The organism is Pseudomonas sp. 3MA1, from assembly GCF_029237275.1.
In the GTDB taxonomy this organism is placed as follows: Bacteria; Pseudomonadota; Gammaproteobacteria; order Pseudomonadales; family Pseudomonadaceae; genus Aquipseudomonas; species Aquipseudomonas fluorescens_AP.
Genome location: NZ_JAACFX010000018.1, coordinates 35,258 through 48,204, shown reverse-complemented (window position 1 = coordinate 48,204; position 12,947 = coordinate 35,258). Strand labels below are relative to the sequence as shown.

At 60.9% G+C, this 12,947-nt stretch carries 12 protein-coding genes; all 12 read left to right on the top strand.

The features are described 5' to 3' along the window. Positions 1-97: 97 nt before the first annotated feature. The 12 genes from GWQ44_RS29785 (at position 98) to tssH (ending at position 12,939) form a co-directional block, all read left to right on the top strand. Positions 98-454 carry a hypothetical protein gene (locus GWQ44_RS29785; protein WP_275928983.1) on the top strand — a complete coding sequence of 119 codons (357 nt, stop codon included), beginning with the start codon at positions 98-100 and terminating at the stop codon, positions 452-454. A 315-nt stretch (positions 455-769) separates the two neighbouring features. Continuing rightward, on the top strand, positions 770-2,326 hold the full coding sequence (gene tssA, locus GWQ44_RS29780) for a type VI secretion system protein TssA (RefSeq protein WP_275928982.1): 1,557 nt from the start codon (positions 770-772) through the stop codon (positions 2,324-2,326). Positions 2,327-2,358: 32 nt separating this feature from the next. Beyond that, positions 2,359-2,865 (top strand): type VI secretion system contractile sheath small subunit, encoded by a 507-nt coding sequence (gene tssB, locus GWQ44_RS29775; protein WP_016965108.1) that lies wholly within the window; start codon positions 2,359-2,361, stop codon positions 2,863-2,865. A 27-nt stretch (positions 2,866-2,892) separates the two neighbouring features. Then, positions 2,893-4,368, top strand: a complete 1,476-nt coding sequence (gene tssC / locus GWQ44_RS29770; protein WP_016965107.1) for a type VI secretion system contractile sheath large subunit — start codon at positions 2,893-2,895, stop codon at positions 4,366-4,368. Positions 4,369-4,383: 15 nt separating this feature from the next. Further along, positions 4,384-4,791 carry a type VI secretion system baseplate subunit TssE gene (gene tssE, locus GWQ44_RS29765; RefSeq protein WP_016965106.1) on the top strand — a complete coding sequence of 136 codons (408 nt, stop codon included), beginning with the start codon at positions 4,384-4,386 and terminating at the stop codon, positions 4,789-4,791. Positions 4,792-4,804: 13 nt separating this feature from the next. Then, the gene (locus tag GWQ44_RS29760) at positions 4,805-5,329 is read left to right on the top strand and encodes a PAAR domain-containing protein (protein ID WP_275928981.1); all 525 of its coding nucleotides are present in this window, start codon (positions 4,805-4,807) and stop codon (positions 5,327-5,329) included. Positions 5,330-5,414: 85 nt separating this feature from the next. Continuing rightward, complete coding sequence (locus GWQ44_RS29755) at positions 5,415-6,323, top strand: DUF6402 family protein (RefSeq protein ID WP_275928980.1); 909 nt, start codon at positions 5,415-5,417, stop codon at positions 6,321-6,323. An 89-nt stretch (positions 6,324-6,412) separates the two neighbouring features. Continuing rightward, complete coding sequence (locus GWQ44_RS29750; protein WP_275928979.1) at positions 6,413-6,832, top strand: hypothetical protein; 420 nt, start codon at positions 6,413-6,415, stop codon at positions 6,830-6,832. A gap of 188 nt (positions 6,833-7,020) precedes the next feature. After that, positions 7,021-7,320, top strand: coding sequence for a hypothetical protein (locus GWQ44_RS29745; RefSeq protein WP_275928978.1), 300 nt, complete (start codon positions 7,021-7,023; stop codon positions 7,318-7,320). A gap of 233 nt (positions 7,321-7,553) precedes the next feature. After that, positions 7,554-9,341 carry a type VI secretion system baseplate subunit TssF gene (tssF, locus tag GWQ44_RS29740; protein ID WP_275928977.1) on the top strand — a complete coding sequence of 596 codons (1,788 nt, stop codon included), beginning with the start codon at positions 7,554-7,556 and terminating at the stop codon, positions 9,339-9,341. Then, positions 9,305-10,312, top strand: a complete 1,008-nt coding sequence (gene tssG / locus GWQ44_RS29735; RefSeq protein WP_042941084.1) for a type VI secretion system baseplate subunit TssG — start codon at positions 9,305-9,307, stop codon at positions 10,310-10,312. The genes tssF and tssG overlap by 37 nt, the downstream gene beginning before the upstream one ends. Before the next feature lie 11 nt (positions 10,313-10,323). Then, a complete protein-coding gene (gene tssH / locus GWQ44_RS29730) occupies positions 10,324-12,939 on the top strand; it encodes a type VI secretion system ATPase TssH (protein ID WP_275928976.1) in 2,616 nt (871 codons plus the stop codon). The last annotated feature ends 8 nt before the right edge of the window (positions 12,940-12,947 follow it).

Below are 12,947 nucleotides of genomic sequence, written 5' to 3'. Positions count from 1 at the left end.
TTTATTGCGCTGTTGCCCAGCAGGGGCACAGAATGCCGCCGGCCCGACCGGGCGGCCGCTGCACGGCCCAACTGCTGGAGATTAGGGATTGATCTGGTTGAAGCGTTTTCTGATGGTGATGGGCGGGTTGGCGCTGGCGCTGATTGCACTTTGGGTGGCCTTGACGGACTTCAACAAGGCTCCAGCCCATCGGCTGGCCGAGCACCCCAATGCCCAGTGGCAGGGCGCCGCTGACGGTGGGCATTACATTGAAATCACCCGCGCCGAGCCGCCTTATTACTTCATTCAAGTGCGTTATGAAAGTGGCCACTTGTGGGATGAAGGCTGGCTTAAATATGAGGGGCGCGACGCTGAAATCTTGACTGCCAATAAAGTGCTCGCATTCGATGGCGATGGGGTGATTTACCTGCAACTGCGCAAAGTGCTGAGCGCTGATAAGTCCGCGGCCCATTGACCACGCCCGTTGCGGGAGGTTTGAGCGAGCCAAGCGGGGCGGCGCGATTAATACCACTTGTTGCATAAATCCGAATACTACTGCGCAAGAAGTTGCGCATAAGAACTTAAACATATTTGTACTAGAGGTTTATCGGTCCATATAAGAAAAATCCTATATTTTTGCCTGGGGTGTTCCGTTAGGGTTTTGCCACCTGAATGGATATCCGGTAGTTCCAGTGCGCACTTTGTTTCCCACCTTTGTCAGATTTTTCAATAAAGAGCGTAATCAACGCCTTTATGCGAGCCGGGTGGCGGGCATGGAAAGTGGCCACCCATGAGCTACTCGCGCAAGCTGTATTCCCATCACCTCAAACTCGCCCAGTCCCCTGTGCACGAGCACAGCTTCGCTGGCGATGACGTCCGCTTCTCCAACGAATACGAAGCCCTGGAAAGCGAGCTGGGCAAAGCCCAGTCGCTGCATGCCAACGGTCAGATCGACTGGCTGAAGGTCCAGGAGCAAAGCGAAGCCCTGTTGCGTGATCAATCCAAGGATCTGCGGGTCGCCGCCTGGCTGACCTGGGCCTTGCATCAGCGTGAGTCTTTCCCTGGCCTGCTGGCGGGCCTGGGGTTGTTGCGCCACCTCTGCGAACACCATTGGGACCAGGTGTACCCGGCCAAGCCGCGCACCCGCGGCGCAGCGATCGCCTGGCTGGTGCCGCGCCTGCAGGACGCCCTCGACGACGATGTGCCGGTCAAGGACCAGTTGCCGCTGTTCCGCCGTCTGGTGGAGCAGATCCAGGGGCTGGACGGCATCCTGACCCGGCACCTGGGGGACGAAGCGCCGCTGCTGTTGCCCATCTGCCGGCGTCTGCAGGGCATGGTCACCCGGGCCGCGGATCAGCAGCCGGAACCCGGAGCCGTGGGCAGCGTGGTGGCCCAGGTCAAGCAGGCGGCGGCGCAGCTGTTCACCCCCGGTTCACCCATCGACAACGAAAAGGATGCGCACAAGGCCCTGCGCGCCCAGCAGGACAACGCCCGGCCGCTGTGCGCCTGGTGGCTGCGGCAGAAGGCCACCGATCAGCGTGCCCTGCGTCTCAATCGAACCCTGATGTGGCTGTCCATCGATGCGGTGCCCGAGCGCAATGCCGAGCAGGTCACCGCCTTGCGCGGGCTGCCGGCGGACAAGCTGCGTCACTACCAGGAACGTTTCGCCCAGGGCCAGTACGCCGACCTGCTGGTGGAGCTGGAGGCCAGTCTGGCTCGGGCGCCGTTCTGGTTCGACGGTCAGCGCATGGTCTGGGAGTGCCTGCAGGAGCTCAATGCCGAGTCGGCCATGCGTGAGGTGGAGTTCCATTTCGCCCTGCTGCTGCAACGCCTGCCCGGGCTGATCGAGCTGCGTTTCCATGACGGCGTGGCCTTTGCCGATCCGGCCACCCGCGCCTGGATCAGCGCCCAGGTCCTGCCCCATCTGCAAAGCGCCGACGTGCCGCGCAAGGTCGAAGCGGACAGCCACCTGCCGGCCTGGGAAGAGGCCCTGGAAGAGGTGCTGCCGATCCTGCGCAAGGACGGCCTCAAGGCCGCGGTGCAGGTGCTCAAGCAGGGCCTGCAGAACGCCCAGGGCGGGCGGGTGCGGTTCTTCTGGCAGTTGAGCCTGGCGCGCCTGTGTTTCACGGCCAAGAAGTACGAACTGGCCAAGACCCAGCTGGAGACTCTCGATCAGCAACTGCAGCACTCGGGCCTGCAGGCCTGGGAGCCGCAGTTGGCGCTGGAGGTACTGCAGCTGCTGCACAACTGCTGCGAGCTGTTGCCGCAAAACCACGCGGTGCGCGAACGCAAGGAAGAGGTTTATCGCAGGCTGTGCCATCTCGATCTCGAGGTGGTACTCGAATAGGCCCCAGGGCCAACAACCCAAGGAGAAGTGTCATGGCCAAAGAAGGCTCTGTAGCCCCCAAGGAACGGATCAACGTCACGTTCAAACCCGCCACCGGCGGCGCTCAGGAAGAGATAGAACTGCCGTTGAAACTACTGGCGATCGGCGATTACACCCAGCGCCTGGACGAGCGCAAGGTCGAGGATCGCAAACCCATCAGCATCGACAAGATGACCTTCGACGAGGTCCTGGCCAAGCAGGAACTGCGCCTGACCCTGAGCGTGCCCAATCGCCTGCAGGACGATGGCGGCAGCGACGAGCTGGCGGTGCAATTGCGGGTTGATTCGATGAAGGACTTCAACCCGGCCAGCCTGGTGGAGCAGGTTCCGGAACTGAAGAAACTCATGGAGCTGCGCGACGCCCTGGTGGCGCTCAAGGGGCCATTGGGCAACGCCCCGGCCTTTCGCAAAGCCATCGAAGGCGTGCTCGCCGATGACCAGTCCCGGGATCGGGTCCTGGGTGAACTGGGTCTGAACGCCGCCCCCGCCCTGCAAGACTGAGCCCTCAATCGCCAAGGAAGCTAGAACATGAGCAGCAGTGCCGCACAGCAGAAGCACCAGGACAGCAGTGAATACAGCATTCTCGACAGCATCATCGCCGAGACGCGCCTGACCCCGGATGACGAGGCTTATGACATCGCCAAGCGCGGAGTCTCGGCCTTTATCGAAGAGTTGCTGAAACCGCAGAACAGCGGCGAGCCGGTGAAGAAGGCCATGGTCGACCGGATGATCGCCGAGATCGACGCCAAGCTCAGCCAGCAGATGGACGAGATCCTCCACCATCCCGATTTTCAGTCGCTGGAGTCGGCCTGGCGTGGTTTGCAGTTGCTGGTGGACCGCACCAACTTCCGCGAGAACATCAAGATCGAGATCCTCAACGTCTCCAAGCAGGACCTGCTGGACGACTTCGAGGACTCTCCGGAAGTGATGCAGGCCGGCCTCTACAAACACATCTACACCGCTGAATACGGCCAGTTCGGTGGCCAGCCGGTGGGCGCCATCATCGCCAACTACTTCATGTCCCCCAGCTCGCCGGACGTGAAGCTGATGCAGTACGTGTCCAGCGTGGCGTGCATGTCCCACGCGCCGTTCATTGCCGCGGCGGGGCCGAAGTTCTTCGGCCTGGAAAGCTTTACCGGGCTACCGGACCTCAAGGACCTGAAGGACCACTTCGAAGGCCCGCAATTTGCCAAGTGGCAGAGCTTCCGCCAGTCCGAGGATGCCCGTTACATCGGCCTGACCCTGCCGCGCTTCCTGTTGCGCAACCCTTACGATCCGGAAGAAAACCCGGTGAAATCCTTCGTCTACAAGGAAAACGTTGCCAACAGCCACGAAGACTACCTGTGGGGCAACACCGCCTACGCCTTCGGCACCCGCCTGACCGACAGCTTCGCCAAGTTCCGCTGGTGCCCGAACATCATCGGCCCGCAGAGCGGCGGCGCGGTGGAGGACTTGCCCCTGCACCACTTCGAAAGCATGGGCGAGATCGAAACCAAGATCCCCACCGAGGTCCTGGTTTCCGACCGTCGCGAGTACGAGCTGGCGGAAGAGGGCTTTATCTCCCTGACCATGCGCAAGGGCAGCGACAACGCCGCGTTCTTCTCCGCCAGTTCGGTGCAGAAACCCAAGTTCTTCGGCATCAGCGCCGAGGGCAAGGCCGCGGAGCTCAACTACAAGCTCGGCACCCAGCTGCCCTACATGATGATCGTCAACCGCCTGGCCCATTACCTGAAGGTGCTGCAGCGCGAGCAACTGGGGTCCTGGAAGGAACGCACCGACCTGGAGCTGGAACTCAACAAGTGGATCCGGCAGTACGTGGCCGACCAGGAGAACCCCAGCAGCGAAGTGCGTGGCCGGCGTCCCCTGCGTGCCGCGCAGATCATCGTCAGCGACGTCGAGGGCGAGCCGGGCTGGTATCGGGTCAGCCTCAACGTGCGGCCGCACTTCAAGTACATGGGGGCGGACTTCACCCTGTCGCTGGTGGGCAAGCTGGACAAGGAATAGGGCAGGAGCTGAGCCATGCGTCGATACGGCAGCCTTTTCGAACGCCTGAGCGGCGAGGCTGAACAGCGCGTTGGCTGGAGTCGCGAAGTGGCCGCCATGGCATCGGTGGCTGCCCACCTGGCGAAGATGCTCAGCACCCGGGCGGGCAGTGTGCAGACACTGTCCGACTACGGGCTGCCGGATCTCAACGACATGCGCCTGAGCCTGCACGACGCGTTGAGTCAGGCGCGCGAGGCCATCGAAGGCTTTATCGAGACCTACGAACCCAGGCTGTCCAACGTGCGGGTCAAGCCACTGCCTCGGGACCACGATCCCCTCAAGCTGGCCTTCAGCATCGAAGGCCTGCTGGAGGTGGAAGGGGTCAGGCGCCAGGTGAGCTTCGCCGCACGCCTGGATGGCAGCGGGCAGGTACGGATCAAATAAGGAGTGCACAAGGATGTCTGGAAAACCTGCGGCACGGCTCAGCGACCCAACGGCCTGTCCGATTCCCGGGCATGGGGTCAATCCCATCGCCAGCGGCTCGGCAGATGTGCTGTTCGACGGCCTGCCGGCGGCTCGCCAAGGTGACGTGTCGGCCTGTGGCGGTGCCTTGAGCGGCGCCCTGAGCAGCAGCGTGTTCATCAATGGTCGGCCGGCCGCCACCCTGGGTTCGCTGGGCAGTCATGGCAACACGGTGATAGGTGGATCAGGGACGGTGATCATTGGCGATACCCATGTCCCGGCACCGTTTGTGGCGCCGTTGCCGGTGCAGATCAATTGGCCGTTCAGCGAACACTATGTGATTGAGTGCCAGGAGACTGGGAAGCCATTGGCGGGAATTGCCTACACCGTCAAAACGGCGTCTGGAAAGATCTTCAGTGGCGTGACTGGAGTAGATGGCAAGACCGAAAAAATATCATCTTCGGATGCCGAGACGTATGAACTGATTATTCAACGGCAGAGTGAAGTGGTGATTGCTTGATCATGGTCGAGTGCGTTGAAGAACAATCGGCGGCGGTCCTGCTCTTGCACGTAAATGGGGGTTCTAGGTGACGGAAATAGTAGCGATGTCTGGTTTGAGTCCTGCGAGTCAAAAGGCCGAAAAGACCTTGGCAATTCGTCTTTTCGGAGTGAGTGATATTCCAGCTGCCATGAGAAAAATGAATTGGAATGTCGCTGCCGACTTGATGCAGTACTGGTTTGATGGCAAGCCATGGTCGACGATAGATGGCGCAATGTCGAACACAGTCAAGGATCATGCTGCACTTGCTCCTGCACCCTATTTCAATAGTTCAATCGTCAAGATGACTTGGCTTGTCAAGTTTGAACGCGCCAATAGAGTGCTGAATATTCTGCGAACTGCGTGGAGGAATGGGCCAGCTCAAGATCAGATGCGGAAAAAAATATTGCCGAAATACAAGGGGCGAACTCTTGGTGTGTACCCGTTTAAGTTTGATGGGGAGGCGAGATCGGTAGAGAAGTTTGGTTACTGCAACACTCGATCGGTAAATTTTTCGTTGGGCGATGAGATAAACGAGCTAAGGGCGGCCTTGGCTGATTTTAATATCCGAGTTTTCCCGGAGGGAGAGGTTGTTGTCACCAAGGATAAGGTGCAGCTTTTAGTAAATCGCATAGGCTTTTATGTTGAAGATGCTTATGATTTTAATGACGCCCCCAACAGTCTTTTTAGTCAGCCGCTGGGATTTTGGAATTTTGATGGCATTGAAGCGGCACTCGCTGCAAATGTTGCCAATATCGGCCTGGCTGAAGAACAGGTTGCTCTAGCGATGCGAGCACCTGGAGACGCTGCTGCGGATCGTATGTACAAGGAAATTGCTGAAGCGCGTTATTTTTATATTAATAATTCGCATTTTGTTGCCTATAGACGAAAAACAGGCAAAGGCGGTGATTTTCAGGTTTTTTCGGATGTTTTATATGAAAGCGTTCCTCTTGTTGTTATTACATTATGGGAGTGAGCTTTCGTGTGCGGTAAAAAATAGCATGGATATTATTTTATTGTCCGCTTTTTGAATTGAGACGAATGCTGGAAGTCGGGTGGTGCACAATGATGAATATGCTCCGGAGTAAATGGCTTCGCCGAACAGTTTTAGTCGCTGTTGTGTTGGGTGTGGCCTTGGCATACACCGTCAATGTAATGCTCGGTTATCCCGCGAGTACTACGCAGGTAAGTCCGTCAGGCCGATTTGTAATGGAGAATGTGCGCGTTGATGGAATCTTTTTTCTCCGGGGAATGGCTTATCTTCGAGTAATTGATACGCAGGCGCCTGAAAAAGTCTACCGCACACCTTTGTATGATACGCAGTCTTTGGATATGCGGGTGTTTGAAAGTGATCATGAAGTAGGGGTTTATTGGATAAAATTTGATTGGCAGAAAAAGCTGTTTGTCATTTCCATGCCGGAATGGGAAGAGCACGGGATGAATATATTTGTAAGTAATACGCCTTATACCCATTTTAAAAATTAGGTTGGGTGCTTTTTTGGTTTCGGCCTAAGGCTGCGACAGCAGGCAAGGAGCTTGAAGGGAATGAATGTCCGTTCGGCAGTCAGAGTTTTTTTCTATGTTGAAATTGGCGTGTCATGTGTGCCGTTGCATGGCATGCTGGCTCGCTCTATTTCACAGCCTGATATAGATAAATATGGGGTTTGGAGTTAGTGAGTGTTTGGCAGGGTACTGGGTTGTTTGTTCATCTTTTATTTTGTTTGATGTATATACCTTTGCATGACTATCTTGTCGGTATTTATATTTCGATTTGTGGAGGGTTTACATCTCAAGGTATTGCTATCGCCATGACCAGTGGCTTGATGTTCTACCTGTTTGTCTTCATGAGTTTTGTGGTTTTTTTAATTTCAAGTTTCAAGTGGAAGGTTTTAGCAATTTTTTTGTTGATGATTTCGATATTTTTATTTTTATCCGCGTTATCCCGTGCGGGCGATCGTGTATTCGCAACTTGAGGGAGGGCTGATGATGTTGGCAGTTTTACTCAGGATCTGGCTGGAAAAGTGGTTGCTCAGAGTTGGGCGCTGAAATCGTCAGTCGTTTGGTAGTTGAACCTCTGCGCCATTGTCCGGTTGTAGAGCGCGGTGGTTTTTTACGGTTTCAAGTAACACGAATCGAATCTGAGCACTAATCCAAGTCAGGGTTTTCATGTGCTCGCCCTTTTAACAGTGACGCAGGCAGGTACGCCATGTCCTTCAACCACTACTACCAAAGCGAACTGACCGCGCTGCGCCAGTTGGGCCGGCGTTTCGCCGAGCGTAGTCCGGCGCTGGCTCCGTTTCTCGGGCAGGCCGGGCGGGACCCGGATGTGGAACGGCTGCTGGAAGGCTTTGCCTTTCTCACCGGGCGTCTGCGGCAGAAGCTCGATGACGAGCTGCCGGAGCTCAGCCATTCGTTGATGCATCTGCTGTGGCCCAACTACATGCGGCCGTTGCCGGCGTTCAGCATCCTGCAGTTCGATCCATTGCAACGTTCGGGGCCGGCGGTCGGCGTGCCTCGGGACACGCCGGTGGAGAGCCGGCCGATCAATGAGGTGCGCTGCCGGTTCCGCACCTGCTATCCCACCGAGGTGCTGCCCCTGGCGCTTAGCGGGCTGACCTATTCGGTCAAGGGCGACGGGGCCTTGCTCAGTTTGCGCCTGGAGATGACCTGCGACGGGCATCTGGGCGAGTTGGAGCTGGGGCGCCTGCGCCTGCATCTGGCCGGTGAGCGCTACATTAGCCAGATGCTCTACCTGAGCCTGTTGCGCAACCTGGCCGGGATCGAGCTGGTGCCGCTGCGCGCCAGTGGCGAGCCGTTGCGCGCAGCCAACGGTGATCCGCTGGCGTTGCAGATCCCGGGCAACAAGGTGCAGCCGGTGGGCTTTGCCGAAGAAGAGGCGTTGATTCCCTATCCGCTGAACACCTTCCGCGGCTATCGCTACCTGCAGGAATATTTTTCCTTTCAGGACAAGTTCCTGTTTGTCGACCTCGGCGGCCTGGAGGTGTTGCGGACGCTGCCGGAGGACAGCCTCAAGCAGGTGCGCGGCCTGGAGCTGCGCTTCGATATTCGCAAGAGCGGTATCCAGCGCCTGCGGCCGACCCTGGACAACGTCAAGCTGTACTGCACCCCCATCGTCAATCTGTTCAAGCACGATGCGCTGCCGATCCGCCTCGACGGCAAGCAGGACGAGTACCTGCTGCTGCCGGCGGAATACGACTTGGAAAACTGCGGGGTGTTCTCGGTGGATTCAGTCACCGGCTGGGCCCCGGGCGGGGTCGGTTACCAGGCCTATGTGCCGTTTGAATCCTTCGAACACGACCCCAGCTTCGACGTGCCCCAGAGCCGTCCGCACTACAGCATCCGCCAGCGTTCGTCCCTGCTCCACGATGGCCTGGACACCTACCTGAGCTTCGCCATCCGCCACACCGAGGCCCAGGAAACCCTGTCCATCGAGCTGACCTGCACCAACCAGAACCTGCCCCGTCAGCTCAAGCTCGGCGACATCGACCAGCCCTGCGAGAACACCCCGGATTTTCTGCGCTTTCGCAACATCACCGCGGCCACTGCCAGCTACGCGCCGCCCCTGAATCGCGATTTCCTGTGGAAGCTGATCAGCAACATGTCCCTCAACTACCTGTCCCTGGCCAACGTCGATGCGCTCAAGGTGATTCTCGAAACCTACGACCTGCCGCGCTACTACGACCAGCACGCCGAGCGGGTCAGCAAACGTTTGCTGGGAGGGCTCAAGTCGATCCGTCACGAACACGTCGATCGCCTGCACCGCGGCCTGCCGCTGCGGGGCCTGCGCACCGAGCTGACCATCGACCCGCAAGGCTACATCGGTGAAGGCGACCTGTTCATCTTCGCTTCCGTGCTCAACGAGTTTTTCGCTCTTTACGCCAGCCTCAATTCGTACCACGAGCTGCGGGTAAACAGTACACAAGGAGAGGTGTACCAATGGACGCCACGCATGGGGCTACAGCCCCTGCTTTAAGCGAGCTGTCCCGAGGCATACGGGAGTACTCGCTGTTCCAGGCGGTGATGCTGGTGGTCGATCGACTGCGCGACGCTCACCCACAGATGAACGACGACGAGCTCTACGATCAGCTGGAGTTCCAGGCCAACCCGAGCCTGGGGTTTCCCGGCAGCGACGTCGATCGCGTGGAGTTCTTCGAAGAGCAGGGGCTGTTGCATGCGCGCCTGCGCCTGAACCTTATCGGTCTGTTCGGCTCCGGCTCGCCGCTGCCGGCCTTCTATGGCGAGCAGGCCCTGGGCGACACCGAGGACGGCAACCCGACCCGGCATTTTCTCGATCTGTTCCACCATCGACTGCAACGGCTGATGCTGCCGATCTGGCGCAAGTACCGCTATCGCGCGAGTTTCTCCAGCGGGGCCCTGGACCCGTTTTCCAGCCAGTTGTTCGCCCTGATCGGCCTGGGCGGCGAGGAGATCCGCCAGGCCCGGGAGCTGAACTGGAAACGCCTGTTGCCCTACCTCGGCCTGCTCAGCCTGCGGGCCCACTCGGCGGCCCTGATCGAGGCGGTGCTGCGTTACTACTTCAAGCATGCGCAGCTGGTGATCGAGCAATGCATCGAGCGCCGGGTGCAGATTCTCACCGAGCAGCGCAACCGCCTGGGCCTGGGCAACAGCGTGCTCGGCGAGGACCTGGTGCTGGGGGAGCGGGTGCGCGATCGCAGCGGCAAGTTCCGCATCCACATCCGCGAGCTCGACTGGCAGCGCTTCCATGAGTTCCTGCCGATCGGCTTCGGCTATCAACCGCTCTGCGCCCTGGTGCGTTTCACCTTGCGCGACCCGTTGGACTACGACATCCGCCTGGTACTGCGCCAGGAAGAAATCCGTGAACTGTGCATCGGCGAGCAGAACGCTTGCCGCCTGGGCTGGACCAGCTGGCTGGGACGGGAACGCGCCGATGGCGTGGTGACCCTGGGCAGCCTCTCTCATTAAGGATGAGACCGATGATCAACGTCGATTTGCAACAACTGATCCAGGCACTGGATGCCGATACCCGGCGCGACCTGGAGCGCTGCGCCGAGCGTTGCGTGGCCCGTGGCGGCAGCAAGATCCTGGTCGAGGACCTGCTGCTGGAACTGCTGGAGCGGCCCCAGGGGCTGCTTGCCCGGGCCCTGCAGGATGCCGGGATCGAGGCCGCTGAGCTGGTGGCGGTGCTGCAGCCCGGGACCGAGCACAGCGCTTCACGCAACCCGGTGTTTGCGCCGGAGCTGGTGCAATGGCTGCAAGACGCCTTGCTGGTGGCCAGTCTGGAACTGGGGCAGACCCAGGTGCAGCAGGCGGCGTTGCTCCTGGCCCTGCTGCGCAACCCGCTGCGCTACGCCGGCAGCCGCTACCAGCCGTTGCTGGCGCGCTTGAACAGCCAGCGCCTGAAAGACTTCGCCCTGGCCCAGCAGGGTGATCCCGAGGCCCCGGGCCAGCCCCTGGCCGCTGGCGAATCGCTGTTGCAGCGCTTCACCCACAACCTCACCCAGCAGGCCCGGGACGGCCGGCTCGACCCGGTGCTGTGCCGCGATGAAGCGCTGCGCCAGATGGTGGATATCCTCGCCCGACGGCGCAAGAACAACCCGATCATTGTCGGCGAAGCCGGGGTCGGCAAGACCGCGGTGGTGGAGGGGCTGGCGTCGCGGATTGCCGCCGGTGAAGTGCCCCAGGCGCTGCTGGGCGTCGAGTTGCTGGTCCTGGACATGGGCTTGCTGCAGGCCGGGGCCAGCGTCAAGGGCGAGTTCGAGCGTCGCCTCAAGGGGGTGATCGACGAGGTCAAGGCCGCGCCGCGGCCGATCATCATGTTCATCGACGAGGCCCATACCCTGATCGGTGCCGGTGGCAACGCCGGCGGTGGCGACGCCGCCAACCTGCTCAAGCCGGCCCTGGCCCGGGGCGAGCTGCGCACCATCGCCGCCACCACCTGGAGCGAGTACAAGAAATACTTCGAGAAGGACCCGGCCCTGGCCCGGCGTTTCCAGCCGGTGCAGTTGCACGAGCCCAGCGTCGACGAGGCGGTGACCATTCTGCGCGGCCTGGCCCCGGTCTATGCACAGAGCCATGGCATTTACCTGCGCGACGATGCGGTGGTGGCAGCGGCGGAATTGTCGGCGCGCTACCTGGCGGGCCGCCAGTTGCCGGACAAGGCGGTGGATGTGCTGGACACCGCCTGTGCCCGGGTGCGCATCAGCCTGGCGGCGGCGCCGCAGAGCCTGGAACGGCTGCGGGCCGAGCTGGCCGAAGGTGGGCGCCAGTGCCAGGCCCTGCGGCGCGATGCCGAGGCCGGGCTGAGTATCGACCAGGCGGCCCTGGCCCAGCTGGAACAGCGCCTGATCGAGGCCGAGCAGGAACGCCAGGCCCTGGAGCAACGCTGGCTGGAGCAGCGCCGGCTGGCCGAGCGCTTGCTGGTCCTGCGCCAGGAACTGGCCCAGGCCCGCGCAGCCGCGAGCGCCAGCCCCCAGGACCCGGCGCAGACCCCGCCAACAGTGGACCTCGATGCCCGGCAGGCAGAACTGGAGGCGGTCCATGGCCTGTTGAGCAGCGCGCAAACCGCGGAGCGCCTGGTCAGCTTTGAAGTGTGTCCACGGCTGGTGGCCGAAGTCATCAGCGCCTGGACCGGTGTGCCCCTGGAGCAGCTGGCCCGCGAGCACAACGCCCGGGTGGCCAGTTTCGCCGACGATCTGCGGGCGCGGATCCGCGGCCAGGAACAAGCGGTGCAGGCCCTCGACCGTTCCATGCGCGCCGTCGCCGCCGGCCTGAACAAGCCCGACGCGCCGGTGGGGGTGTTCCTGCTGGTGGGCCCCAGCGGGGTCGGCAAGACCGAAACCGCCCTGGCCCTGGCGGACCTGCTGTACGGCGGCGAACGCTTCCTGACCACCATCAACATGTCCGAGTTCCAGGAGAAACACAGCGTCTCGCGGCTGATCGGCTCGCCGCCGGGTTACGTCGGTTATGGCGAGGGCGGCATGCTCACCGAAGCGGTGCGTCAGAAGCCCTATTCGGTGGTGCTGCTGGACGAGGTGGAGAAGGCCGATCCGGACGTGCTCAACCTGTTCTACCAGATCTTCGACAAGGGCCTGGCCAACGATGGCGAAGGGCGCGCGATCGACTTTCGCAACACCCTGATCCTGATGACCTCGAACCTCGCCAGCGAACGCATCGACGCCCTGTGCCAGGGCCCGCAGCGGCCCAGTGCCGAGGACCTGGAACAGGCGATCCGCCCGGTCCTCAGTGCCCACTTCAAGCCGGCGCTGCTGGCCCGCATGCGGGTGGTGCCGTTCTACCCGGTGGACGCTGCGGTGCTGCGGGAGCTGATCGAGATCAAGCTGCAGCGCCTGGGCCAGCGCCTGGCGCGCCGGCAACTGCAGTTCAGTCATTGCCCGGAACTGGTGACACAACTGGCCCGGCGCTGCGGGCAGAGCGACAGCGGTGCGCGGCTGATCGACCACCTGCTGGAGGCGCATCTGATGCCCCGGGTGGCCGATCGCCTGCTGCAGGCCATGGCCAGCGGCGAGTCCCTTGCGCAGGTGTACGCCACGGTGGATGCCGACGGCGGCGTGGTCTGCGAGTTTGCTTGAGGGCAGCC